The 25,491-nt window shown below is 40.1% G+C and carries 27 protein-coding genes, 2 tRNA genes, 1 CRISPR repeat array and 1 riboswitch; of the genes, 16 read left to right on the forward strand and 13 right to left on the reverse strand.

What is annotated here, in order from left to right; translation table 11 throughout:
• Positions 1-139 precede the first annotated feature (139 nt).
• The 4 genes from ACMX3D_RS23790 (at position 140) to cas2 (ending at position 5,157) form a co-directional block, all read left to right on the forward strand.
• Positions 140-2,182, forward strand: coding sequence for an AAA family ATPase (locus ACMX3D_RS23790; protein ID WP_482748273.1), 2,043 nt, complete (start codon positions 140-142; stop codon positions 2,180-2,182).
• 136 nt (positions 2,183-2,318) lie between these two features.
• Positions 2,319-3,176: a CRISPR direct-repeat array (repeat unit 36 nt; unit sequence GTTTCCATTAATTCCACTTCATTGAATAGAAGTGAC).
• A gap of 295 nt (positions 3,177-3,471) precedes the next feature.
• The gene (gene csx18 / locus ACMX3D_RS23795) at positions 3,472-3,735 is read left to right on the forward strand and encodes a CRISPR-associated protein Csx18 (RefSeq protein ID WP_482748274.1); all 264 of its coding nucleotides are present in this window, start codon (positions 3,472-3,474) and stop codon (positions 3,733-3,735) included.
• A 147-nt stretch (positions 3,736-3,882) separates the two neighbouring features.
• Positions 3,883-4,875, forward strand: coding sequence for a CRISPR-associated endonuclease Cas1 (gene cas1, locus ACMX3D_RS23800; RefSeq protein ID WP_482748275.1), 993 nt, complete (start codon positions 3,883-3,885; stop codon positions 4,873-4,875).
• A 3-nt stretch (positions 4,876-4,878) separates the two neighbouring features.
• Positions 4,879-5,157 carry a CRISPR-associated endonuclease Cas2 gene (gene cas2 / locus ACMX3D_RS23805; protein ID WP_482748276.1) on the forward strand — a complete coding sequence of 93 codons (279 nt, stop codon included), beginning with the start codon at positions 4,879-4,881 and terminating at the stop codon, positions 5,155-5,157.
• A 497-nt stretch (positions 5,158-5,654) separates the two neighbouring features.
• Here the strand turns inward: cas2 and ACMX3D_RS23810 are convergent.
• Positions 5,655-5,721 (reverse strand) — tRNA-Cys (locus ACMX3D_RS23810).
• A 98-nt stretch (positions 5,722-5,819) separates the two neighbouring features.
• On the opposite strand from ACMX3D_RS23810, the gene ACMX3D_RS23815 reads away from it, so the two are divergent.
• Positions 5,820-7,025: a tyrosine-type recombinase/integrase gene (locus tag ACMX3D_RS23815; RefSeq protein WP_482748277.1), complete on the forward strand. Its 1,206-nt coding sequence runs from the start codon at positions 5,820-5,822 to the stop codon at positions 7,023-7,025.
• A gap of 63 nt (positions 7,026-7,088) precedes the next feature.
• On the opposite strand, the gene ACMX3D_RS23820 is transcribed toward ACMX3D_RS23815, so the two are convergent.
• The 3 genes from ACMX3D_RS23820 to ACMX3D_RS23830 all read right to left on the reverse strand — a co-directional run bounded on the left by ACMX3D_RS23820 (position 7,089) and on the right by ACMX3D_RS23830 (position 8,692).
• Entirely contained in the window at positions 7,089-7,658 is a 570-nt protein-coding gene (locus tag ACMX3D_RS23820; protein WP_482748278.1) for a hypothetical protein, read from the reverse strand.
• 289 nt (positions 7,659-7,947) lie between these two features.
• Positions 7,948-8,445 (reverse strand): hypothetical protein, encoded by a 498-nt coding sequence (locus ACMX3D_RS23825; protein ID WP_482748279.1) that lies wholly within the window; start codon positions 8,443-8,445, stop codon positions 7,948-7,950.
• Positions 8,435-8,692, reverse strand: a complete 258-nt coding sequence (locus ACMX3D_RS23830; RefSeq protein WP_482748280.1) for a ribbon-helix-helix domain-containing protein — start codon at positions 8,690-8,692, stop codon at positions 8,435-8,437. Before ACMX3D_RS23830 ends, ACMX3D_RS23825 begins: the two co-directional genes overlap by 11 nt.
• Positions 8,693-8,781: 89 nt before the next feature.
• Here ACMX3D_RS23830 and ACMX3D_RS23835 point away from each other — a divergent pair, with 89 nt between their 5' ends.
• Together ACMX3D_RS23835 and ACMX3D_RS23840 are read left to right on the forward strand one after the other, a co-directional pair.
• The gene (locus ACMX3D_RS23835) at positions 8,782-9,420 is read left to right on the forward strand and encodes a hypothetical protein (RefSeq protein ID WP_482748281.1); all 639 of its coding nucleotides are present in this window, start codon (positions 8,782-8,784) and stop codon (positions 9,418-9,420) included.
• Positions 9,421-9,706: 286 nt separating this feature from the next.
• A complete protein-coding gene (locus ACMX3D_RS23840; RefSeq protein WP_482748282.1) occupies positions 9,707-10,072 on the forward strand; it encodes a hypothetical protein in 366 nt (121 codons plus the stop codon).
• Between the two features lie 509 nt (positions 10,073-10,581).
• Here the strand turns inward: ACMX3D_RS23840 and ACMX3D_RS23845 are convergent.
• The 6 genes from ACMX3D_RS23845 to ACMX3D_RS23870 form a co-directional block, all read right to left on the reverse strand.
• The gene (locus ACMX3D_RS23845) at positions 10,582-12,216 is read right to left on the reverse strand and encodes a VapE domain-containing protein (RefSeq protein WP_482748283.1); all 1,635 of its coding nucleotides are present in this window, start codon (positions 12,214-12,216) and stop codon (positions 10,582-10,584) included.
• Positions 12,217-12,299: 83 nt separating this feature from the next.
• Entirely contained in the window at positions 12,300-12,449 is a 150-nt protein-coding gene (locus ACMX3D_RS23850) for a plasmid mobilization protein (RefSeq protein ID WP_482748284.1), read from the reverse strand.
• 197 nt (positions 12,450-12,646) lie between these two features.
• Positions 12,647-12,823 (reverse strand): type II toxin -antitoxin system TacA 1-like antitoxin, encoded by a 177-nt coding sequence (locus ACMX3D_RS23855; RefSeq protein ID WP_482748285.1) that lies wholly within the window; start codon positions 12,821-12,823, stop codon positions 12,647-12,649.
• A 402-nt stretch (positions 12,824-13,225) separates the two neighbouring features.
• Entirely contained in the window at positions 13,226-13,384 is a 159-nt protein-coding gene (locus ACMX3D_RS23860) for a hypothetical protein (RefSeq protein WP_482748286.1), read from the reverse strand.
• 93 nt (positions 13,385-13,477) lie between these two features.
• Positions 13,478-13,630, reverse strand: a complete 153-nt coding sequence (locus tag ACMX3D_RS23865) for a hypothetical protein (RefSeq protein WP_482748287.1) — start codon at positions 13,628-13,630, stop codon at positions 13,478-13,480.
• Between the two features lie 128 nt (positions 13,631-13,758).
• Positions 13,759-13,830, reverse strand: a tRNA-Cys gene (locus tag ACMX3D_RS23870).
• A 313-nt stretch (positions 13,831-14,143) separates the two neighbouring features.
• Here ACMX3D_RS23870 and ACMX3D_RS23875 point away from each other — a divergent pair.
• On the forward strand, positions 14,144-14,581 hold the full coding sequence (locus tag ACMX3D_RS23875) for an Rrf2 family transcriptional regulator (protein ID WP_482748288.1): 438 nt from the start codon (positions 14,144-14,146) through the stop codon (positions 14,579-14,581).
• Between the two features lie 32 nt (positions 14,582-14,613).
• On the opposite strand, the gene ACMX3D_RS23880 is transcribed toward ACMX3D_RS23875, so the two are convergent.
• On the reverse strand, positions 14,614-15,060 hold the full coding sequence (locus ACMX3D_RS23880) for a hypothetical protein (RefSeq protein ID WP_482748289.1): 447 nt from the start codon (positions 15,058-15,060) through the stop codon (positions 14,614-14,616).
• A gap of 405 nt (positions 15,061-15,465) precedes the next feature.
• Here ACMX3D_RS23880 and ACMX3D_RS23885 point away from each other — a divergent pair, with 405 nt between their 5' ends.
• From ACMX3D_RS23885 to ACMX3D_RS23915, 7 genes are all read left to right on the forward strand, one after another.
• Positions 15,466-15,810, forward strand: a complete 345-nt coding sequence (locus tag ACMX3D_RS23885; RefSeq protein ID WP_482748290.1) for a hypothetical protein — start codon at positions 15,466-15,468, stop codon at positions 15,808-15,810.
• Between the two features lie 59 nt (positions 15,811-15,869).
• Complete coding sequence (locus ACMX3D_RS23890; RefSeq protein WP_482748291.1) at positions 15,870-18,005, forward strand: pentapeptide repeat-containing protein; 2,136 nt, start codon at positions 15,870-15,872, stop codon at positions 18,003-18,005.
• Between the two features lie 99 nt (positions 18,006-18,104).
• Positions 18,105-18,593 (forward strand): hypothetical protein, encoded by a 489-nt coding sequence (locus tag ACMX3D_RS23895; protein ID WP_482748292.1) that lies wholly within the window; start codon positions 18,105-18,107, stop codon positions 18,591-18,593.
• Positions 18,594-18,818: 225 nt separating this feature from the next.
• Positions 18,819-19,160 carry a DMT family protein gene (locus ACMX3D_RS23900; RefSeq protein ID WP_482748293.1) on the forward strand — a complete coding sequence of 114 codons (342 nt, stop codon included), beginning with the start codon at positions 18,819-18,821 and terminating at the stop codon, positions 19,158-19,160.
• A gap of 84 nt (positions 19,161-19,244) precedes the next feature.
• Positions 19,245-19,403: riboswitch (cobalamin riboswitch) on the forward strand.
• Between the two features lie 22 nt (positions 19,404-19,425).
• The gene (locus ACMX3D_RS23905) at positions 19,426-19,845 is read left to right on the forward strand and encodes a DUF1636 domain-containing protein (RefSeq protein WP_482748294.1); all 420 of its coding nucleotides are present in this window, start codon (positions 19,426-19,428) and stop codon (positions 19,843-19,845) included.
• A 29-nt stretch (positions 19,846-19,874) separates the two neighbouring features.
• The gene (locus ACMX3D_RS23910) at positions 19,875-20,618 is read left to right on the forward strand and encodes a cobalt-precorrin-6A reductase (RefSeq protein WP_482752414.1); all 744 of its coding nucleotides are present in this window, start codon (positions 19,875-19,877) and stop codon (positions 20,616-20,618) included.
• Between the two features lie 277 nt (positions 20,619-20,895).
• The gene (locus ACMX3D_RS23915; RefSeq protein WP_482752415.1) at positions 20,896-21,159 is read left to right on the forward strand and encodes an ArsR/SmtB family transcription factor; all 264 of its coding nucleotides are present in this window, start codon (positions 20,896-20,898) and stop codon (positions 21,157-21,159) included.
• A 10-nt stretch (positions 21,160-21,169) separates the two neighbouring features.
• Here ACMX3D_RS23915 and ACMX3D_RS23920 read toward each other — a convergent pair whose 3' ends face one another.
• Together ACMX3D_RS23920 and ACMX3D_RS23925 are read right to left on the reverse strand one after the other, a co-directional pair.
• A complete protein-coding gene (locus ACMX3D_RS23920) occupies positions 21,170-21,952 on the reverse strand; it encodes a metal ABC transporter ATP-binding protein (RefSeq protein WP_482748295.1) in 783 nt (260 codons plus the stop codon).
• 61 nt (positions 21,953-22,013) lie between these two features.
• On the reverse strand, positions 22,014-23,033 hold the full coding sequence (locus tag ACMX3D_RS23925; RefSeq protein WP_482748296.1) for a metal ABC transporter solute-binding protein, Zn/Mn family: 1,020 nt from the start codon (positions 23,031-23,033) through the stop codon (positions 22,014-22,016).
• Between the two features lie 406 nt (positions 23,034-23,439).
• Between ACMX3D_RS23925 and ACMX3D_RS23930 the strand changes: the two genes are divergently transcribed.
• Positions 23,440-25,140: an iron uptake porin gene (locus ACMX3D_RS23930; RefSeq protein ID WP_482748297.1), complete on the forward strand. Its 1,701-nt coding sequence runs from the start codon at positions 23,440-23,442 to the stop codon at positions 25,138-25,140.
• The last annotated feature ends 351 nt before the right edge of the window (positions 25,141-25,491 follow it).

Raw genomic sequence — 25,491 nt, forward strand, 5'->3', positions numbered from 1 at the left:
TTATTCTTATATTAATGTATAAATTTATACTTGTAAATACTTAAATAAAAAATAGTTGGTTATTCGCTTAAGAACAATAGACAATCAACAAATAAAGGCTAAAAGTTAAAGTAGAAAAACTTTTAGCCTTGAACTTTTGATGATTTGTCACTTTCTCATGGGTGTCCCCGGTAGTGGAAAATCTACTTTTGCAGCCGAGTTAGCAAAGCTGGGGAATTATCGCATTGTCTCTACTGATGCAATTCGCGCCTCACTTTACGGTGATGCAAATATTCAAGGTGAGTGGGTAGAGGTGGAGAAAGCAGTTATCTGTGAGATTGTGGATGCGATCGCTCAAGGTAATCCTGTCATTTATGATGCTACTAATGCCAAGCGTGTATGGCGAATGGATTTGCTAAAAAAGCTGAAAGACGTTGAAGTGCAGTGGATGGGGTGGTATCTGCAAACTCCTATTGCAACTTGTAAGTTATGGAATCAAAAGCGAAGTCGCCAAGTTCCAGATATCATCATTGAGAATATGCAGAAATCTCTGCAAGAGTTTCCGCCAGTCGCCGCAGAAGGATTTGTCACAGTCAAAGCAATTGATGTCACTTCTCCTAAATTCCATATTCAACAAATTCAAACGCAAATTCAACAACTTCCGCGCACACTTACCAACCGCGCTAACCGTAATAGTCACGTAACTCTGCATTCTTACAGTCAGCTGTTAAATTTTGAACGCCTGATGTATTTAATTTCCCTCATCATCCGCTATCCAGGAATAGGAAATTTGCAATTCGCTAACCCCAGTTTATTAGAAAGCATTTTTGGTTATGTCCCTGAATTTGCTAGTTCTATAGAAGAAGTGACTGCTTGTATAGGTAAATTGTGTGGTCAAGTCTATGCTGATGCTGAAGCGATCGCATCCGATATAAACTGGTTACAGCAAATTTCACTGATTGGGAATCATACCTTTTCTGCTGCTGTAACTATTCCACCACTTGATCAAGCCATTGGACTCTCAACTTTTGTCACTCATGCTTATTCTGACTATCACAGCTTTCAAAGGCTAATTCAAATTATTCGCTTCATACTTCAGCATCCATTTTTGCTAGATTCAGGAACAGGAAGTTTGCCAACTCTGGTGTCGGCACTGAGGCAACATAACATTATAGATGGTGATAATTTAGATACTGTTCGCAAAGATATCGAAAAAGTGCTGAAGCCTTATAAAATATTGCCAGACTTCCCCTTGAGAGATGGCTACTTTGCTGGGACAGCAATTTTATCAACCCAAGAATTAATCAAAGTCTTTGATGTGCTTCAGTCTCAGGCTAAAAGCTTGAATGATCCTGTAGCGTTGGATATTTATGAAACCTTTGCGACGCGAATGAAGCAAAGTAAATTAAGTGTTAATCAAGTGTATCCCGTGCGGGCGATCGCCAACCGGAATATAGTTGACTCAGAATTTTTACCATCAGATGCGCTTTGTAGAAATTTAGCACAATTAGAGCAGGCGATCGCTCAAGGACAACTTTTAGAATTAAATCGCTTTCCTGGCGGTGGTAAATTTGCTTTGGATGAAGAAGGCTTTTTTTTAGCTTACCCTTTGCAAATCGTATTTTGTAACCAAGCCTGGTATTTAGGATTTGAATGTGCAAGTGGAAAATATCAAGGATTATTTCGATTTGAACGTTTAGATAGATTATTTATTGGACAACCACAAACAAAAGTACGTTCTCCACAAGAACAAGACAATTCATTAGCAAAATTGCAGAAACTCTCAGCTGCTAGTGCCGGGATTTTTTTAGGATATAGTGCAAGTGACCAAAGTAAATTTCTGAGTCAAGATAAGCAAGAACGCTTACAGGTTTGTACAACAGTAGAATTATGGTTTAATGATGATATATTTCGGTTTATTGCCGAAGGTACAAAAAGATTTCCTAGCAAGCAAATGAAAATGTCTCTGCCTGTAGGTAGAGCTATATCAACACTACCAAAATCTATTTTCTGCCTGAAGAAAACGACAGATAAATACTTTCCTAATCGCTTTCAATTAATATTGCCTAAGTGGTATTTAGGCGATGTAGAATTTTTGCGATGGGTTGTTGGTTTTGGTGGCAACGTCAAGGTAGTAAGACCAGAAGATTTTATACTAAAAGTCAAGGGTATGGGCAAAGATATTTTATCTGTTTATCAGTAAAAGTTAATAAGTTGTACTCAAATTGCTTTGAAGAATGGCGAGATTTAATTACCTCGCCATTTTTATGCTAATTCATTCTATTTCATTGAATAGAAGTGACTGGTAACTTACTAGATGGTAAGAATACTGCTGGTCAGTTTCCATTAATTCCACTTCATTGAATAGAAGTGACGAATTTAACCTAAGATGTCTGCAATACGAGTTAGAGACAGTTTCCATTAATTCCACTTCATTGAATAGAAGTGACATGCTTTACATCGCAAAAGATGATGTAATAGTAGTCCAGGTTTCCATTAATTCCACTTCATTGAATAGAAGTGACTTAACCTACCTTCTATTGGAGAAATATTACCTTGGGGTTTCCATTAATTCCACTTCATTGAATAGAAGTGACACCTTAATCAAATGCGCGGTTCAAATGCTGTTGCTGTTTCCATTAATTCCACTTCATTGAATAGAAGTGACTTTTGTGCTTGTTCTCCAATGCGTGAATAAGGACTGTTTCCATTAATTCCACTTCATTGAATAGAAGTGACGTCAAGGAAACCACAGTTCCCGCAGTGAAGGTACTTAGTTTCCATTAATTCCACTTCATTGAATAGAAGTGACCCCCTCGCGGTTGGATGTTATGGGTAGCTGATTTGAAGTTTCCATTAATTCCACTTCATTGAATAGAAGTGACGACGAAAACCATGAAATTATTTTTGAACCTGGAAAGCTTTGTTTCCATTAATTCCACTTCATTGAATAGAAGTGACACCTATCTGAACTGGAGGTCACTCAGATTGGCGTTGCTTTGTCAAAGTTTCCATTAATTCCACTTCATTGAATAGAAGTGACCCAAGGGGTTATGCAATGGAGCCTTGTGACAATTGGATCAAGTTTCCATTAATTCCACTTCATTGAATAGAAGTGACCAGTCAATATCGTATTGAGTCATAGTTTTAATCCTTTAATTGTTTCCATTAATTCCACTTCATTGAATAGAAGTGACCTCATTATTTAAACCCTTCCTGCGCCTAATGTCCAGAGGTCATTTGCGGCCGGGTCGATGAGTACATAAAATTTTGCACTAACAGCGAACATAAAATAACCCAAAACCCTTACACAGCAAGACATCGGCCGGATCAACGAAAACATTACCATTTCCAAATTTTAGCAACCCCGTCGCCGAGAAAATAGAAAATTACTAAAAATTCGTCATTCGCATGAAAACACTAGCATAAACTCAAACCAGCCTTTACCTTAAAAAATAAGCCAGATTTGCACAACTATAAAGCATAAAACTTATGTATATTTCTTCCCGCGCTGCATTAGTGCGTAATTTAGGAGTAGCCATAGTTAACGGCGCTATCACTCTAATTATTTTATTAATAGCACCTTTAGGACTCACAGCAGTAATCATCAACACACTATTAGTCACATTAGCCAGTTTTGTTAATGCTACCGCTGGTGATAGTATAGTAACTTTTTTACAACCAACACAAATCAAAACCTTAGTCACCGAAGTTCTCACCAAACAATCACAACTAACTAAAGAAAATAAAAATTAATCATGTTTCCGTTGATTTACAGCAGTTTGCATATTCGTGGAATACTGTAGAGACGTTACATGTAACGTCTCTACGTAGTTTTGGGTTTTACGCTTGTACTTCATTTACCTGAAATACGCTGTATTTAAAACATTTACTCAACATTTTATGCGTACACTTTACGTATCAAGGCAAGGTTGTTACATTACCCTCAAAGGTGAAACCCTGATTGTTAAACAAGGTGAAACTATTCATGGCGAAGTACAATTACCCCTACTAGAACAAATACTCATATTTGGTAAATCTCAACTTACTACCCAAGTAATTCGTACTTGCCTTTGGCGAAATATTCCCATAGCTTACCTATCTCGAATGGGATATTGTTATGGTAGGCTAATGCCAATTGAACGAGGATATCGCCAGTTATCTCGCTATCAGCAAAACTTAACAGTTACAGAACGCTTTTTAGTAGCAAGAAAAATTGTTCAAGCTAAACTCAAAAATAGCCGCACATTTTTAATGCGGCAACAGCGACGTAACCCTTCCACATCTGCTGATATCGCTATTAAAAGTTTAGAAGTCTTACTACAAAAAGTAGGTGAATCTGAAACAATTGAACGATTAATGGGTTTAGAAGGTGCTGGCGCAGCACAATATTTTTCGGCATTTGGTGAATGTTTAAATCATCCTGAATTTGTATTTTTAGCTAGAAGTCGCCGTCCTCCTGGAAATCCGGTAAACGCCATGCTAAGTTTTGGCTATCAAATTCTCTGGAATCATCTACTCACATTAATTGAACTTCAAGGACTAGACCCCTACTATGCTTGTCTGCATCAAGGCACAGAACGCCACGCTGCCCTTGCTTCTGATTTAATAGAAGAATTTCGTGTCCCCATTATTGATTCTTTAGTATTGTGGCTAGTTAACAGCAAAGTCATGGATGTGCAAACAGACTTTGAATATCATAATGGCGGTTGCTATCTCAATAATTACGGTCGCCCAAAATATATCAAATATTTTTTACAGCGGTTGGAAGAAGAAGTGCAAAATGCCAAATTAGAGAAACAACCACGCTGGGATTTAATGACACAGCAAATTAAATTTTTCAAAGAATTTGTATATCAGCCTAGGCAACTATATAATCCTTATCAAATTCGTTAGTTAATGCTATTTTATATAGTAGTATATGATATACCTTGCGATAAAAGACGCAAAAAAGTATCAGATTTACTAGAAGGTTATGGTAAACGAGTACAATATTCAGTATTTGAATGTATTCTTACCCAAAATAAATATAATGAACTGCGAAAAAGACTCCGCAAGCAAATAAATATTTCAGAAGATAGCGTTCGTTTTTATCCTTTAAGCAAACATACATTTAACCAAATCGAAACTTGGGGAGAACCACCAGTCACAGAAATTCCAGGCTCAACCATCATCTAATATCAATTCAAGGGTTTGCTGAATTAAGAGATGAAATCTCAGAGGTTGTTTGAAAAGTTTTGGGCGAATATAATTCGCTACTACACAGACGAAGTCCGCCTGCGCGGACTAATGAGAAATCAAGAGACTTCTTGCAAAAGTACCTATTTGTGAGCTTTCCTTTGCGTCTTTGCGCGGCAGTCGCTTCAAGTCGGGGAACCCGCCCAACACGCTGCCTTGCCTTTGCGCGAGACAAAAAAAGATTTATGCAAGAGGTCTAAGAGGATGTCTGAAAAGTATTCTTATTAACATCAAAGCCTTAGAAACCTAACCCCCCTAGCCCCCCTTCCCTACAAGGGAATGGGGGTTTCAAAGCCTCTCTCCGTTTCGGGGAGAGGTTTGGAGAGGGGTTATTAGTATAATTTTCAACTTTTCAGACATCCTCTTAGGACTTACGTCCATAACGCACCCCATTGGCTGATTTACCCCAGTAAAGGGTTTGGCTTATTTATCCTTAAAGGCGACACCCGGATTTGAACCGGGGGATAAAGGTTTTGCAGACCTGATGCTTTGCATCCTGTAGCCGCTAAAATGCTTTATTAGTAAGAAACAAGGTTAACCTACCTTGACTTTGACTATCATCCTGACTATCATTGCGAGAGATAAAGGTTATTGATAGTCAAATGAATACAGCCAAGAAAGTTAAGGGTAATGTAGGCATTGAAGATTACAGAGGTAAGTTAAGACTTAGATTACCTAGAACTGTGACTGAGGGTGGTAAGCAAGTTTACTTGAGTACTGGACTGGATGCTAATGAGGTTAATCGCAGAAGGGTATCATCTGTAGCCAACTGGATAGAGGAGGATATACTCACTGGCAAGCTAGACCCTACCCTAACCATCTACAAAGAGAAACTAGAGGTTTACAGGCAACCGCAGTTAACCCTAGTGAAGCCTAAGACACCCCAGGCTGATCTAATGGAACTTTGGGATGGTTATTGTGAGTTTATGAAACCCCAGTTAGCCGCTACAACTTACCAAAAAGATTACATAAAGAAGTATAGGAACCATATCAAGTCTCTACCCACCCAGGACTTAACCCAGGCGATCGCTATCAGAGATCATTTACTTAGCCAGTTATCCCCTAATGCAGCTAAAAGGGTACTAACCTACATATCCGCTTGCTGTAAATGGGCTGTTGGTTCTGGGTTAACCAAGGATAACCCCTTTGCTGGGATGTCAGAGGATATCAAGTTACCTAAGCATGATTCAGATGCTATAGATCCTTTCAGTAGAGAAGAAATGAATATCATTATCAAGGCATTTGAGGAAACTAGACCCCACTATGCGCCATTTGTTAAGTTCTTATTCTGGACTGGTTGCCGGACTGGTGAAGCGATCGCCCTCCAGTGGAAACATATAAACCCTGAGTGTACCCAGATAATCTTTAGTGAGTCCTATGATAGCCAGCTAGATATTAGGAAGGTCACTAAGACCGGGAAGTCTAGGAAGTTTCCCTGTAGCCAGCAACTTAGAGAACTGCTGCTATCCATTAGACCTACTAGGGTAAATCCAGAGCAATCAGTCTTTACTAGTCCTACAGGTGGCATCATTAATAACACTAGGTTTTCTAATCAGGTATGGAAAGGCGGCAAAGTAGGACAGAAGAACTACCGAGGGGTTATTCAAGAGTTAATCAATGAGGGTAAGCTAGACCGCTATAGATGCCTTTATAACACTAGACATACATTTATTACCCTGATGTTAGCTGAAGGGTCAACTAAGGGACTAACTGTAAGCTCTGTGGCTAAGTTAGTTGGTAATAGCCCTGAGATTATCCTTAAGCATTATGCGGGTAACACAGTACCTTTAGAGCTACCTAATATATAGTCGGCTAGGTATCTTTAGGTTAAGTTTGGTTCCCCAAGTATTACCCTTGGGGATTTTTCATAGTTAACCTTTGATAAAATCTAGCCAGCTATCTAAGGGTCTAAACAAGTGCCTAGGGACTGCATAGGATAACTCCTGACTCTGGACTCTTAGCCAGCTTGTCTCTCTGGTTAACTTATCCGCCTCAGTGACCCTAGCTTCCCCTGTGTTGCGATCGATGGCGACTATGAAGTGAACAGGGAACTTATAACTCTCCCATCTGGTTGCAATACCGCCTACCAAGATGTTATGCTGTCCAAATATATTAGCCTTAGTTTTGACCTCTAGGTTATATCCTTTACCATTGTGGATAACTCGGATGTCCCTTTGGAACTGTGAATAGAGGTTTGGGGCTAACTTAGACTGATCTCGGTTTCTCCAGTTATCCGGGTCAGCCTTATAGTTAAAATAGACCGCTCGGTAGGTCATATACTGGTCTAAGTGGATTACCTTGTCTAACCCTTGTGTTTTTAGGTACTCAGCTAGGCTATATTCCCATGAGTTACCACAGGCTAGGCGATCGCCGAAAGAGTCTCTGTGATAACTGGAGTCTCTACTTGCGCCATTAAGCGCAATATGTGTTATAATGGTCATTAGAATATTTTTAAGTTTGATAGTCCCTTGGGTAGCTGCTAACTACTCAAGGGCTTTGCATTAGGACATGAGTAAGTACATCTGTCCTTACCTGATTTAGTCAAGTAAGAAATAAGTAAGAAAGACCAGAGCTACCCAACCATAAACCTAGTACCCATAAGGATTCTAGGAGCCTCGACTGCCTAACCTGCTTGCTCAGTCGAGCCTATTCCTTACTTCAGCGATAATAATGATTCTCATTCCTATCTCTTTAAAGGTTTCGATGGCTATCGAAATAGTTAGCCAAAGGTTAGCTAACCTCATAATCCGCATCTGGTAGAGCTAGGGTATCCTCTAAACTCTCAAGGGATATCTGAACCTGTATATTAGGCTCTGGTAGCCCTTCGCGCTCTTGTCTGTCCCTAATAATCCTATTGGCGACATCTGACCATTCTCGAAGCTCTCTGGAGATTCTTAGGCTCCCTGTTTCCTGGTATTTCTCATAAAGGCTATCTGCCATATCACAGGATATCTGTAATAACCTCTCCTGTCTCTGGTCAGAACTTAAACCATCCTCAGATACCAGCTTTGCTATCTTCTTAGGTATCAACACCTCTGAGCTTATTGGCTTTGCTGGTTTCCTAGAGTGCTTAAAGTGGTTATAAACCATCTGAGGGGTAGCCGAAACACCCAAGGTTCCCAAGTAATCCGCTAAGGCTGAGGCAGGTAAACCCATAGACACCCTTTGGTTAAACTCGGTTAACTGTCCAGGGTCTAACTTACATATTGGGCATTTCCTACTTACCATTAGCCTTAACCTCCTGTAGCTGGTTAATCAGTTCATCTAACCCGCTTAAGAAGTTCTCAGGCTCCAACCTTTGGAGGTATTCTAGGCAATCATGGTAAGCCTTAGCCTGACTGTTGGACATCCTAGCCAGCTTTAAAACTTCCCTAATCACTTCAGTTATGGTTAACCCTGATTTAGCTGATAAACCATCTAGCCATTCCCGATCGCTGTCTGTTAATCGAATAGTGACCCTGTTATCCTTAGCCATCTTAATAATCCTCTAGTAGTTCTCTAGGTATTTTGTCAGCCAAAGTAGGTTGACAAAATATAGTTAGATAAACTCATAAAGGAAACAATATGAACTTAGAACAAAGGATTAAAGAACAGGCAGCCCAGTTAGCAGCTTTAAAGGCTGAGAAAGATAAACAGGAAGCTGAGAAAGCTAAGGCTAAGGCTTTTGAATGGAACTCCAAAGTTAAGCTAGTTAAGTTCTTAGAACAGTACCTAGATAGCTATATTAGACTAGGTAAACTTAACCCTGATATCTTCTTTGATGTCTACAGAAAATATAAGGAAGTCTATCAAGACCAAGATGATCAACTAAGCTTCTTTATCAGTACAGTTATCAAGCTGATCAGTCATCCTTGGTATGGGGTTGAATGCCAGACTGCCTTTATTGGTAATGGAGGTTTATTGTACAAAGGTAAGCAGTACCAAGACCCTCAGAAGTTATACCAAGAGATTGTTTTTAATACCATCCTGGGGGAACTAGCTAATGACCCCTTTGGTACTGATGTATGGTTCTATGAGTTACTTAGCCTGCATTTTGAAGACCCTACAGCATTTCCCGCTTATGCCCAGATTGGGGAAGTAAAGACCAGAGTATTACCATTACTGAAGCGCATCATAGAAGTTGAGAAGGCTACTCAGGAGTTACCAGAGCTATCAGGGTTAACCTCTGATGATGCCTTGTACATCCAGAGCTTACTAGGTTAGGTCTTAGGGGTTCCATTAGGAACCCTATTGACTGATTAGGGATATATAGTAAACAGTTATTGGTTAACAGCTAAGGCGATCGCTACCCCTCTAGGTTTCTGGAGGGGTTATTTAATGGGTTAACTGGGTACTCTAAGCGGGTAGAGTAACTTAGTTAACCATGAGTAAGCTATTTGAGCTAATCAGGAAACTTGTTAGGAAGTACCCTAAACAGTCGGCTATTGTATTTGCATTATTAACATTAATCAGCTTTATTAGTCAGCCTAGATCACAGCCTCAGTCACAAGTGACACTTGAGAATACTGAGGGAACCTTTGATAGTAGCCAGTGTAAGGTTTATGTAGTTGGTATTTTAGCTGGGGCAATAGTACACCAGTTTAAGACTACTAATAACACCCTGGCTTATGTAATGGTTGCTGACCGGGATGAGGTAGTAAGAAACTTTGAGAGTAATAATATCTACCTGTGGAAGACTAGGCAAGATTTCCAAAATACCGAGTATGCCGAACTGGTACAGGTTTTACCGCCTGAAAGTGTCCAGGAACTAAATAGACTGCTATTTATTTACTCTTATGTGGCAATGGGTACAGATGCGATCGCTAGGTCAGCCCAGCCAACTATCTTTGACTCTGATAAGTGTAGAGTTGAGTGATTAGATTATACCTTCTGAGTCCTTTTGAGTTCCCTTACATTCCTTACATTTTAGGTGCTACCACCTTACAAATCCTTAAATGGCTGTAAGTGTTGCTGGTAATAGCTTCTAGAACATCCCTTACATTTACCCCTTACATCCCCTAAATGGCTGTAATGCTTATCTGGTGTGACTTACGGACTTTCCTTACATTCTTACATAGATTTTATGGTTAGTTCTTATAGGTATTCTGTAACTATTTATTAGCTATTTTTGATGTAAGAATGTAAGGGAATGGCTATAACCTACTCCCTATAAGGTTTATAGCCCTTACATTATTCCTATAAAAATGTAAGGGAGATGTAAGGGAAATACCATAACCTATATATAACAAGGTTTCTAGCCATTACACAAAATGTAAGGAATGTAAGGATATCCCAGGGGGATATAAAGGATTACCGTTTAAGCGCATTGAAGCGATTAGAGGAAAAGATAACCCTAGGTTTCCCCTAGGGTAGTCTTTAGGTTATCTAGGCTTGACCTCTAGCTTTCTTGCGGTCTTCTATAGCTGTCTCATGGGATATCTGCCAATCATTAAGCTTATCTGACCAATATACCCAACCTTCACCCTGAATATATTTAGCCTTAACTGGCTTAGTCTCTGTTGCTAACCTGTATAACCTCTCTGTCTTCCCATTAACCCATAATGGCTTCTCAGCATACCCTAGCTGCTTAAGGCTGTTAATGACTGCGGCTTTGTTTTTAGCTTGGTTGTCATTATGAGTACCTAGAGCTAACTGGATATCTAGAACCTTAAAGGCTATGTTCTTAGCCCCCTCCTTAGTAGCACCCTCTAGAACCCTCTCTAGCTGTTCTACAAAACTACCTTCAATCATGTATTCTCTGTTTCTGGCTTCTGACTCTAACTTCTGGTTATCACTTAAGTCTGTAGGATATTGCTGTTTATATATGTGGTAGGCAGTAGCCCAGATGTGATCAATGTTATTTTGTAGCCATTCTATAGGTAGCTTATGCCCCTCTGCGATCTCTACTACCCAATATCTCTTATTCCCTGTAGGGTCGGTAAGGAATCTATCTTGGTTGGTTGTACCAATAAAACAGGTTACTCTTGGGGCTTCTGTGACCTCTGTTTCATACTTCTCGATGTACTTATCTACTCTGGTAGATATCAGGTTTTTCCAAGTGCTAGACTCTCTACCCTTGAAGTGCTTATCACACTCGGCTAACTCCATAATCCATGTAGCTCTCATTAGGCGGATAATATCAGCCTCACTTTTCTCATGGGATAACTCAGTACCCCAACCTAGTGCCAAAGTAGAACAGAATGCTGACTTACCATCATCTTGGCTACTTTTAAGCACCAATACCCGCTTCTGAATACAACCAGGGTTAAAAGCCCTCCGGCAGCAGTTGATAAGAAATAAGGTCAGCATAGCCTGAGACAGTTCATCCTCAGTCCCAAATAAAATAGAGGCTAGTTCATCCCATTGCGGGAAAGGCTTAAAGTCATGAACTAGAGTGAAACCACTAGAGCAAAGTTTCTCTAGGTTATCTGGGTTTGTTAGGTCTATTCTTAATGGATTACCCTTTCTATCCTTAGCCATATCATCGGGGGATACTTTTAAGGTCTTAGGGTTAGTACCTGGGTGTACCCAAGCCTCTGAGTAGTTTGCATAGACATTATCCAAATACCTTTGAACAGGCATGAAAGCTCTACCATCTACCAATCGATTTAGCTGACCTTTATAAAAGCCTTCACTTGCTCTCGGTTTAGACATCCCTATTACTATTTCAAGGTCTGCCACTAATCTAGCTAGGTTAGTCTTTTTACCAGCATAATGAATAGCCTCTGACCAAGCATCTTTTTCTAACTTAGCCGCATAGACAGCCTCAAATACTTGCCAGAAAGCAAAGGCTTTATCCTTAGATTCCTCTACATACTTCTTAGCCGCCTTTCTAGCTCTCTCAATCTCATTACCCGCTTTATGATCTCCATGCGCCTTATCGCTCCCAGCTACATAATCCCTACCAAAGAAGTCTACTGACCTCAACCAAGACAGTAGTAATACTCCTCTATCACTATCATCATCATCAAAACCAGTAAAGCTTGACTGACTATAGTTATCTGTGTTATAATCTAACATATATACTTCCTTTGGGCATCTGCCCTAATGTTGTTTAATCTGAATATTGGTCTTGGGGTTAACTAGCTGGTTACTGGTTAACCCTATTTGGTTTCTTGAGGCTGTACTAGGAACCCTAAAGCAGCCAGCCGGATATACTCTGACTGCGAATAACCAGCGATCGCCGCAAGCTCCTTAATCTTTGCCATTTCCTGTTCAGTAGCCCGGAAGTTAACCTTTAGTGTTCTAGTCATTCCTGTAATCCTCATTGACCTTACTACTAGTAAAATGTCATTTCCTAAGCTACCCGCTTTTACCTACCAAATAATCAGGGTTTCAGCTATTGGCATAGATTATCTTCTAATGCTTTAAGAAATCCATAGAGTTTTACTTATGTGTTCTGTATTTTAGAATCTTACTTTCTGCTTATGTTTATCTCCTATAACATAGATTAGACTCTATCATTGATACCCTTTAAGTCTTCCCGGATAGCCTTCAGAACATTAGACCGGACATAGCTAGACATACCTTGACCTGTGGTAATAGCTGCGCGGTTTAATAACTCATGTTCCTCTTGGGTTAACCAGACTTGTAACTTAACTTTCCTGTTGGTTCTTTTATCTGTCATGGTTTCTATTCCCCATCCTCAAGAAATACTTCCTCACCCTCAGCCCAAGGCAGGCTATCAATATATATCGCACCTAAGTCAACCTTAGACTCATGAGCAGTGTATAAAACTTTGATAGCTGGCTTTATTGCTGGGATAGTAGATAGGTTATCTAGCTCACCTTTATCTAAATCGATCAGATACTCCTCTAGCCCTAAAACTTGTCTAGTATAAACTTGGTTACTTATTGTTATTTTTGCTAATCAGTATACTCCCATTATACTCCCTAGATTTACTAGTGCCTAGCCTTAACTGGCACACTAGGTTAACCTATTATGAGTAGATTTCAGTATCATTCGAGCCTTATTACCCGCCTTAGATAAACTAAAACCCTCTAAGGGTTAACCAGAGGGTCTTAAGGGTTTATTTGATATTGTTCTTAGCCTTCCAAGCCATTCTTAGTTCCCCATAGGTAGGTTTATATTCTGGTTGACCTTGGGTTTCTTTCTTACTGGCTAGGATTTCCTTTAACCTTTGTCTTTGCTCAGGGGTTAAGGCTTTCCAAATACTAGCTTTATTCATAATCCCTTATCCTCTAGATACTTGGTTAACTTAGCGATCGCCTGGGTATTCTTCTCAACCGCGCTATCAATCCTTTCCAGAGTTGCATTTAAGTTACTCAGGGTAGTCTCTAGGGTTATCTGAGACTGCCTGACTGATAAGTATTCTGATCTGGGCTGCCATAGAGATGTTATGGGAGTTAGCCAAGTCTTGTAGTTGGGAATAGAGTTTATCATTGAGGGTAACTTTTAGGGTTTTAGTAGTCATGGTATTAACCAAGGCTTACCCCATAACTTAGTCAACTTAACCCTAAAGTGACCCTTTGACTATCAGTTTGACTATCAACTTACCCCAGTTAGGTTATTTAGTTAATCCTTAGAAGGCTGAAAGCCTTAAGGCGACACCCGGATTTGAACCGGGGGATAAAGGTTTTGCAGACCTCTGCCTTACCACTTGGCTATGTCGCCGCATTCATCCACGATTAATTATTATAGCAATGTTTCATCCAAATTGGTATTGTTTCACGTTGCAATTAGGTAAAAAGCCGAAATAATTGCAAATCTTGCTATTTCATACGGTTGCCGACAATCATAGATAATTTATCAGTTTTTTTTATTGAAATAAAAAATAAAAGCAATTGCTCTTATTAATAAGAGTCATTACAGTAAAATTAAGACTTTAAATATATAAGTTGCATGATCAGTTTTGCTCAAAATTAGCTGAGAAAAGCAAAGTCAACAACTTCAAAAGCTATGATTACAAGTATAAAAATTTACGCTTGTGGAAATATCTAATAAATCGGAATATGCACTTCTAGCCCTGTTAGAACTAGCATCTTGCTACTCTAGGGGTGAATCTTTGCAAATTAGACAAATAGCAGAGCTACAAAATATACCAAATCGTTATTTAGAACAATTATTGGCAACTTTAAGGCGTGGGGGTCTGATTAAAAGTATACGTGGTGCTAAAGGTGGCTACGTTTTGGCACGAGACCCTCGCACAATTACTCTACTGGATAGTTTGACTTGTATTGAAGGATTAGATGCGATCGCCCCAGTATCTCATCAAAATTTTAACAATATAGAAACTCAGGTCATCCAAGAAGTATGGCAAGAAGCTTGCCAAGCTGCTAATGCTGTTTTACAAAAGTACACACTACAAGATTTATGCGATCGGCGAACCACTCAAAAGCAGAGAGACCTGATGTACTATATCTAGTTGAAGGAATTTGAGATTATGGATTTAAATCTCTAATTCTTTAATTTCGGCTTTTTTTGTTGCGAGATTGAAAGGGTATAGTTATACTCTCCCTGAGATAATTCACCTATGTATAGCGAATACTTTCCAGCTTGCCAGTAACCGGATAATTCTGGTTTGCTTTTTGAGTAGCTATCGGCTAAAACGCAAAAGCGTCCCCCAGGCCCGTCAATTAGCAACGTTGGTTGTCCAGGACTGTCAACACTTAACCGCATATAAGGCATTGACTCTGTAACCTGGATAATTTGATTGGGTGTATCAGAAATGTTACCGCAGTTACTGTGGACACTTCCCCCAGATTTGCCACGTAAAACTAGTGGGTCTGATTGTAATTTGGCTGGAATGGGAATTGATGGTACTTCTGCCCAGTTAGGCTGGATAATTACCATACTCAGTACAACAGCAACGGGAACAACTTTCAATAGCCTTAGAGTTTTCATATTAATTAATGCTCCCGACTATTTTGTCGAGCGATATTGATATAAATAGTCTGAGTTGATAGACGATGACAATACCTCCGTGTTCCTAAAAATGTAGTATAAAATTTTATTTTAAATTTTTTAAACCTATATGGCTAAATATAAAAAAGATATGAATTCACTAGTTTTCCATAGACAGAGAATTAGTCTTAATGGTAAAAAACCATAGTCTAGTATTCTCATGATGCTTGATAAATACTTTTATTCCCTGCCTGCTCACTAATCTGCAACAAATATTTCATTTTTCTGCCATCATAAGCCTTGTAAAAACCAAACATTAGTTAAAATCACAAACACAACCGTAAAAAGTTCGGATGTGGTTGCTTATCTGTTGAACAAGTGTCTTAGCAGAGGTAGACAAGATTCATGAATCCTCAACCTGAAGAAGATTTGCAGCAACGCCTCCAAAAGCTAGAGGCAGAAATTAATTCTGGGAGTGTAGAAGCAGGAAACCCAAAACAAGCAAGACAACAATCTCAATCTAATTTTCTCAACTTTAAACCTTACTTCACTCGCTCACAACTTTGGTTTCAAAGTTTATCTGGGACGGGCAAGCTGGTAGTTGTAGGTGTAACGGTGCTATTGGGTTTGGCAGTGTTGCAAGCAGTGCTAAAACTCATTACCTCTGCAATTAGTCTGGCAGTGTTGGCAGGGTTGGTGTATCTTGGATACAAATTTTTTGTCTCTGGTAGCTTTTCTAACAAGCAATAACGCTTTATATTAACCACGCCAGTAATGGCAACACTATTAAAGTTAAAGGGAATTATTTCATGGCCACCCCAATTGTGAGGAGAAATGATAGTCAACCTAATAAGTCAAAAGCCCCGACAAAAGCTAATTCGCTGCCGTTAGTAACCAGACGCTTTGCGGCTTGGACAACTGAAATTGCGTTGGTGGTTGCCAGTGGGTTAATTCCCTACGGGCTGGGAGTTTATGCCAATTCGAGAAGCGATCTCAACCGTGTACCAATGAACCGTGTATTAGTAGTTACAGAAAGTGCGATCGCTCGACCTTTGGCTTTACCTGAAAGTTACGGCATCCGCAATGTCGCTTGGCCGACTAATTATTTGTGGATGTTAGCTTTAATCGCGCCTGTAACTTTGTCGTGGTGGCAATTATATTTACTGGCAAAAACTGGTAGTACCTTGCCGAAACGTTGGTTTGGTGTGCGGGTTGTGAATGAGCAAGGTAAGCCCCCTGGTTTAGGTACATCTGTCACACGAGAAGCTATTGGCAGATGGTCTGTGCCAGTTTCTATTGCTTACATACTTTGGCGGTATAGTTTTGCTTTTCCTAATTTAGGTTTGTTTACATTTTTGGCTGTGTTGATGGTGCTGGGCGAAAGCATAGCATTACCGTCTCGCCAAGGTCGTCGCGCTTTGCACGATTGGTTAGCTGGTACTGAAGTGATTGATGCTAAACGTCCAAATGGGCGGAGTGCATTAGCCAAAACCAACGAACCAGAAGCCCAAGCAGCAACCGAAGCAAACCCTGCACCAATGGCGATCGCCACAGAAACCAAGTTACCTACATTGTGGCGACGGCTGCGGCAAAACTCCAACTTAGCTTTATTTGTGGTAACACTAGCAAGCATGACTGCGGTGCTAGGTACTTTAATTGGGACTCAAGTCTATATCCAAAAGCAGCAAACTCAACGAGAAACCAAACAAATTAACAGCCAAAAGTTTTTGGAACTCGTCAAACAATTAAGTCCTAACTCTGGGGCTAGTTTGGAAGAGCGCCAAAGTACAATTTTGGCGATGGGTGGTCTCAATGATTCACAATCTATTCAATTTTTGGCTGATTTGCTGGTTAACGAAACTAACCCCACGCTGTTGGATTCTATTCAACAAGCACTGACAAGTGTGGGAATCCCAGCTATCCCAGAATTAAAAAATAAAAATCAGTTTCTGGCTAATGAACTGCAATCTGCACCACCTCAAGAGCGAGAATTGCGGCAAAAGCGGTTACAACTAAACCAGCAAACAATCAACAAGATTCTGAATGTTTATAGTGGCAAAATCAACGGTATTGATCTGAGTCGTACTACGTTAAGTCAAACCAGTACAACAGGAAGTTCATCATTTAACTTGGTTTTAGAAAACATTGATTTATCAGGACTCAAATTGAAAGCTGCTAATCTCAACCAAGCTAGTTTCAAGGGTAGCCGTTTCCGCAGTGTGGGTGAAGATGGACGTTGGGATACTTACGACGATGCGATCGCTGATTTAACTCAAGTGCAAATGAAGCAGGCCAATCTCACCGATGCTAACCTCAGTCGGGTGTTGTTGACTGGTAGCGATTTAAGTCGTGCGACTCTTAACCGTGCTAATTTAGCAAACGCCCGTTTAATTGGTGCTAACCTCAGCAGCGCTCAACTTGTGGGAGCCGATTTGCAAGGTGCAGTTCTAGAAAATGCCAGCTTAACTGGAGCCGATTTAGGTGATGCAAAATTAAACGAAGCCAATCTCTACGCTGCTCATTTAGGCCGCGTGACTGCGATCGGGTCACAATTGTCATTTGCTAACTTAACTAAAACTGATTGGCAAGGTTCAGATTTATCAGGAGCTTATTTGGATCGGGCAAATCTCAGCAATGCTAATCTCAGCGCTAGTCGTTTGACTGGTGCAGTTTTACGCTCTGCCCAATTAGAAAATGCTGACTTACGCAACGCTGACCTCAGTTTTGTGGATTTACGGGGCGCAAACGTCGCTGGAGCAGATTTTAAAGATACAATTCTGGCTCCCAGCAAACAAGATCCCGCAGATCAATTTGTGCAAACTCCAGATATTGGTACAGTATCGGCTGTAGTCAAAGGAGTTGATTTTTCCCAAGCGAAAAATTTAGATGCGAAGCAACTAGCTTACATTTGTACTCAAGGTGGCATTCATCCCCGATGCCCGTAAAATTTAGATGGGGAGTCAGGAGAATACTTAATCCTACCTCCTCACTAAATAACAAATGACACATGACAACATCCAAATTATCGTGTGAGGAGTCGGGTGATGAAGTATCTTCCTAGTTCAGTTGTCATAGCTAGTGCTGTTTTCAGTCTGATGATGGACTATCAACCAGCACAAGCTCAAGTTGCATACGGTAGCTATGTTGGTGTCGGCCCGACTGTCGGACTGACTGATGGTATCCAAGTTGGAGGCGTTCTAGCTTTTCGCTACAAACTTTTGGAAGCACCGATTTCTTTTCGCGCCCAAGCATTAATCGGTCAGAATACTGCTGTTGTACCGACTGTATCTTACGACTTACCACTCAACTGGCAAACAGATGCTTATTTAGGTGCAGGTTTGGTGTTAACTGGTGGTGATAGTGCTTCTCCTGTAGGTAACAAAATTAGTTTTGCTTTACAGCCAGGAGTTGATTATGTTGTTCCCAATAGCAATACTGTAATTTTTGGCAACGCCATCATAGCCTTTGATGCTTACCGTGATGGCGGTGGTACAGCTTTGGCTGTGCAAGGTGGTGTGGGTTTAAGATTTTAATAAGCAAATAAAATACAGACGATCGCTTTTTGCATTTTAGAGGGTTAAATGCGATCGTCTTTATAATATGGTCTTTTTACGAAGCTCCAGCACGGTGGAGAATTTGTGCTACTTGTGTTCGATGCGATCGCTCAATTATTACTCTTCACTTAACCTCCTGAGCGATTATTTTTAAAATTAATTAGAAATGGCTACTCTCACAAACTGGAATTTCATTATCTATTTATGTTCAGACCTGTAATTCTTTTACTGATATCTAATATTTTCATGACTTTCGCTTGGTATGGTCATTTGAAAGATTTAAAATCTGCGCCTTTGTGGATTGCAATTGGTGCAAGTTGGGCGATCGCTTTTTTTGAATACTGTTTTCAGGTTCCCGCCAACCGCATAGGTGTTAACTATTTCAGCTTGCCACAGTTAAAGGTGTTGCAAGAAATTATTACAATGCTTGTGTTTGCAGGGTTCAGTGTGATTTATTTTAAAGTACCTATTACCCGTAATTACGTTTTAGCCGCCATGCTACTAGCTGGTGCAGCTTACTTAATTTTTAGTGAAAAGACACGATAATACCAACAAAATGAACGTAAAAACGCTCTAAATATTAGAATTACCTGATTCTAATGCCTGAGATTTGACTGAAATACAGATGTTATGATGTATTGAATATTCGGTTTTGGTGGGGATCAGCCACCAAAGGTAACGGGGAAAGTTCGGTGAAAATCCGGCGCTGTCCCGCAACTGTGAAGGAAAGATAAAAGACTGAAAATCAACTTTCCAAGTCAGGATGCCCGCCGAAGTATACTATTAAGTTCCACACATCTGCGAGGTACGGATGACTGCTGCCCATACTGCTATTACTAATAATTCTTCAAGTGTCACTGCTTGTACTCATAGTTTATTTGTTTGTACAACCTGCGCCAGCGTTTGGCAAGATGGCAAGCGTATAGGTGAAAGTGGCGGTCAGAAACTATTGCACCAAATCCAGCAATTAGCACAAGATTGGGATTTGCAAGATGAATTTCCTATCCAAGCAGTTGAATGTATGAGTGCTTGCAACCGTTCTTGCGTTGTCGCTTTTGCAGCTAAAGGTAAGTTAACTTATCTGTTTGGTGATTTAGATGTTGATAACAGTGCTGCTGCTGTCCTGGAATGTGCGAGTCAATACTACGCTAAAACTGACGGATTATTGCCTTGGTCAGAACGACCAGAACCACTGAAAAAGGGCGTTTTAGCAAAAATTCCACCTTTATAGCTATTGCCAACTCCCCATTTCTTTCTATGATGCGTGTTTTAATTTTGGGTGGAACCGGAGAAGCTGCGGAACTAAGTAAGAGAGTTGCAACTATCAATGGAATTGAGGCGATCGCATCTTTAGCTGGTCGCACCCGTGAACCATCTGTTCCGTCGGGTAATGTGCGGATTGGTGGTTTCGGTGGTGTGGCTGGACTGGTTGAATATCTGCGTCAAATGAAAATTGATGTGTTAATTGATGCTACCCATCCTTTCGCCAATCAAATATCTTACAATGCAGCGACGGCAGCGAAGGAAGTAGAGATCCCAAGATTGATGTTAATTCGTCCTGCTTGGGAAAAAGTAACAGGCGATCGCTGGATTGAAGTAGACAGTAATACCGCCGCAGATGTCTTAGAAAACCAAGCACAAAGAGTATTCTTAACTGTTGGGAGACAAGAACTTGCTGCATTTGCACACCTCCAAAATATTTGGTTTCTGATGCGGATGATTGACCCTCCTGGAAAAGATGCCTTAGTGCCACCAGGGATGATATTGTGCGATCGCGGCCCCTTTATTTTAGAGAACGAACGGAAAATCCTGATTCAACACAATATAGATACCATCGTCAGTAAAAATAGTGGCGGTGATGCAACTTACGCCAAAATTATTGCCGCACGGGAACTAGGTGTAAAAGTTGTCATGGTCAATCGTCCAGCAGTACCACCAGGAGAACAAGTTGCAGATATTGATGGTGCAGTAGCTTGGTTACTGGATAAATTACACAATCTTTGATGCAACTACTTAGCTATACTTTCACAGTACTAATCAGACTCATCCTTGGGAAAATGGCGATCGCTAATCAAAGCTAACTATTAAAAAAAATTAGTAATATCAAATTTTGCATCCAAAAAAACTATAATATATTTACTTGAAAATTTATTTATATTTAAATTTTAAGTTATTTTTGGGTTGGCAAAAAATGATTCAAGATAACTCAATAGCAACTATCAATAGTGATAGTTCACTACCACTTGCAGACGAATATCTCAGCATTGAAAAATCTCAGCGGATGGCAGATTTTTTTAGCTTTTTAGGAGATGCTAATCGTCTACGAATTCTCTCTTTTTTGGCTCAAAAAGAATTGTGCGTTAGTGATTTAGCAGCTTCATTAGATATGAGTGAATCTGCTGTTTCTCATCAACTGCGTAACTTGCGGGTAATGCGTTTAGTCAGCTACCGCAAGCAAGGTCGCAATGTATTTTATCGCCTCCATGATAATCATATTCTGCATCTTTATCAGGCTGTAGCTGAACACTTAGATGAACCTGAATAAAGTAGAAATTTTAATTGTGATGATGGTGATAACGACTGAAGCCCGGGCCATAAGTTGCTAATAGATTTTCAGGTGATAAAGCAAATTCTGGCTGACCAGTACAAACCACAGTTTGATTGAGACATAAGACGCGATCGCAATGGCGGCTGACCATATCAATATCATGGGAAACCTGCAAAATTGTCCAACCCTCTTCTTGCTTCAACTCGTTCAATAAGACATAAAACTCGGCTGCACCTTGCATATCAACTCCAGCAAAGGCTTCATCTAATATCAAAAGTTTTCGAGGTACTACTAAACAATAAGCTAGTAACACCCGCTTCAGTTGTCCACCGCTGAGAGTTCCAATAGGTTGCTTTCGCAGGTGATAAACTCCTGTTCTTCGTAAAGCTTCTGTGACTGCTGTGATTTTTTCCCGATTTTGTCTCCACAGTCCAGAGAACAAAGAATTTGTTGTTTTTTGCTTTTTAACTTCATTAGTCCATCCTAATTCAATCAATTCACTCACAGAAATGGGAAAACTGCGATCAAAAATAAAGTTTTGTGGCATATAGCCCAACAAGTGACGTAAATTTCCCAGCTTTTTAATTGGATAACCAAAAATTTCTATTGTGCCAGCATTACGAGGTACTAAATCTAAAATCGCTTTTACTAAAGTACTTTTACCAGCACCATTCGGCCCCACTATAGCAGTATCTGTTCCTGGCAATAATTCAAAGGACACATCACGAATAGCCAGATAATTCCCTTGATATACAGTTAATCCGTCTACTTTTAAAATAGGCAATGTCATAGTTAAAAAATATGCAAATTATTAATTATTTATTGAATACAAAATCCACTGAAAATTTAGCTTACTTACACGCTGCTTCTAGAGTTTGCAAATTTAATCTCATGGCTTGAAAATAGTATTGCGGGTTTGTATCACCTGTTTCTAAGGAATCTAGAGTTTGTAAATTTAGGTTCAAATCTTGAGAAAGGCTTTTGAGCAATTTATTATCTACACCTGGTTCACTAAACAAAGCTTTAACTTTATATTTTTTGACTGTATTAACTACTGTTTGTACGTCTTTCGGCGACAATTGGTCTTCGGGAATTTGGACTACAGCAACTTGTTGTAAGTTGTAGCGTTTTGCTAAATATGGATAAGCATCATGAAAAGTCACAAAAGTACAATTAGGATTTTTTTGTAAGACTTGCTGAAATTCACTATTTAACTTGTCTAATTCCTGAATATAAGCCGCAGCATTAGCAGTATAAGTAGCTTGATTTTTAGGGTCAGCAGTAATTAATCCGTCTCGAATATTCATTACCTGCTGTTTTGCTAAAACCGGATCTAACCAAACATGAGGATTACCTTTTGCGTGGTCGTGGTCGTGGTCTTTTGCTTCTTTGACAGCGCTTTCAACTGGCGAAATTTCGTTTAAAGGTTTAATACCTTTGCTGGCATCAATTTCGACTAATTGAGAATTTTGAGCATTTTTGACTGTATTTTCTAGAAATTCTTCTAACCCCAAACCGTTTTTAACTAGTATATTAGCTGTGGCGATCGCTTTGACATTATCTGGTGTCGCTTGGTATTCATGTACCTCTGTACCAGGCGGTACTAAAATTTCCACATCTGCGGTATCGCCAACCACCGCCTTGGTCAACAAATAAATCGGTAAAAATGTCGTTACAACCTTGGTTTTCACTAATTGTGTTGCTGGTGTAGATACAGCATCTTGTACCTGTGTTGACTTCTCAACACTCGTTTCTTGATTTGGATTTGATTGGTTACAACCCACACTCACTAACAATGTTAACAAAGCAATTAGAGACAAAATACCGCCTCTTTGTCTGCTTTTTATATATGTTGTATGAGTCCTACTCACAGAGTTTCTCCTAGGAAAGGACACTTATTTGATTTTTGCCACTAAGACAATGAGAATTATTCTAAAAAAATATTTTATAATAATTCTCATTCTCAAGCAATAAATCTAAGATTACTTTTGTAAGACTTACGCATAAAAACGAAAAATCAAGGGTTTAGGGGTTAATGGGTGTATGTACCAAAACCCATTAACCCCAGAAACTCACGGCGAAGCCCTTACACCCCTAACCCCAGTCTCCACCGACAAACTTTGTGCGTAAGTCCTGAAATAATTAAACTTTTCTTGACTTTCTTTGTTAAAAGAATTGCTGACTACTGATAATATTTTGAGAATACTTTTTAAAAGTGTTAATTAAAAAGCGCAGTGTTAAGCGCTACCGACGGTAAATAAAGAAGTGTGAGGGAAAATGCCCAAAAAATTGCAGTATTTGCTTGCTATTCCAGTAGTTTGTAGCAATGTAATCTTCATCAGTAATACTACATTAGCAGGAGAAATATCAGCCACATCAGAAAATCAAAGTGAGCAATTAGTTGTTGCTACTCCAGAATTAGCAATTGAGAATACTACTCAAGAAAAGGTAATGGCACAAGTTACCTCTGTGTCACAATTGTCAGACGTGCAACCTACAGACTGGGCATTCCAAGCTTTACAATCACTAGTAGAGCGTTATGGTTGTATTGCAGGTTATCCAAATAGTACTTATCGTGGTAATCGCGCCCTCACACGTTATGAGTTCGCGGCGGGTTTAAATGCATGTTTGGATAGAGTCAACGAACTACTAGCTACCGCCACTGCTGATTTAGTAACCAAAGAAGATTTAGCCAAATTACAAAAGCTACAAGAAGAATTTACCGCAGAACTAGCCACATTAAGAGGTCGTGTCGATGCACTAGAAGGCCGCACCTCTGAATTAGAAGCTAATCAGTTCTCGACTACAACCAAACTCAATGGTACTGCTGTTATTGCACCAATCAGCTTTTTTGCAGGCGATCGCGCTAATGGTGAGAAACTCGACAGAGGAACTGCTTTTGGCAATAGAGTACGTCTTGATTTCAACACCAGTTTTACAGGTCAAGACTTATTAAGAACTCGACTGCAAGCAACCAACTTAGATGCTGTGTCGGCTTCTACCTTCACACCAGAAGGTGATTTACGGTTCACTGCTGGCACCTTCAGTTCTGGTAATAATAATGAAGTGGCATTAGACGCACTGTTGTATAGCTTTCCTCTAGGTGAAAAAACCACAGTCATCCTAGAAGCCAACGCGGGTGCAGCTGATGACTTTACCAACACAGTCAACCCATTCTTTGACGGTGATGGTGATTTCGGTGCGTTGTCTAACTTTGGTACACGTAACCCGATTTATTATCCCGTTGCTGGTACTGGGCTTGGGGTAAGACATCAATTCAATGATCAGCTGGAATTAACCTTGGCTTACCTAGCCAGCAGCCCTAACTATCCTGCGTCTGGAAGTGGCTTGTTTAACGGGCCTTACGGTGCGATGGGACAGTTAACAGTCCAACCGATTTCAGGATTGACTCTTGGTTTTACCTACGTTAATTCTTATAATGCTGACTTAACAGCTGGTAGTAACCGTGCTAACTTACGTACTGCTTTGGCAAGTAATCCTTCCTTACCAGGTTCTTTGGGTCAATTTGCTGGTGCAGATTTACCAATTTCCAGCAATTCCTACGGTTTTCAAGCATCCTTCCAACTTAGTCCAAAGTTTGCTATCGGTGGTTGGGTTGGCTATACCAATACACGTACACTCTCGGAAGTTACAACAGATGCCGGAACATTACCTCGTGGTGAACTGGACATTTGGAACTATGCTGTCACACTCGCCTTCCCAGATTTAGGTAAAAAAGGTAGTGTCGGTGGCATCATTGTGGGGATGGAACCAAAAGTTACTGGTGCTAGTCGTGGACTGAGAGAGGCTATTGGCACCGATCCTGATACTTCACTGCACATTGAAGGGTTCTACCAATACAAACTAAGCGATAATATCAGCATTACTCCAGGAGTTATCTGGTTAACCGCTCCAGACCATAACAACGACAATGATGATATTGTGATTGGGACAATCCGAACCACATTCACTTTCTAAATCGACGTGAATTCGACAAGCCTGTTTTAACCTCTCCCCCAACTCCTCTCCGAAGCGGAGAGGGGCAGAAATATTCTTCGTTATCAATGGCAAAATAAGGGTTTCAAAGCCTCTCCCCTCGTGGGGGAGAGGTTTGGAGAGGGGTTTCATACCCGTCGAACTCACGTTAAATCGGCATTACTGAATTAAGGGTGCATGGGTATGCTGATGGGTGTAGGCGTTCAAAACCCTTAAATCCAATCTTAACAGCCCATCTTTGTGTGTAAGTCTCACTGAATAAAAAGACCAGCTTCCCAGGGCTGGCCTATAAAATGTTTTTCGCGTTGTCTTCTCAATAGAGTTAAAACCCGA

The sequence above is a fragment of the Anabaena sp. TISTR 8404 genome (assembly GCF_056847745.1).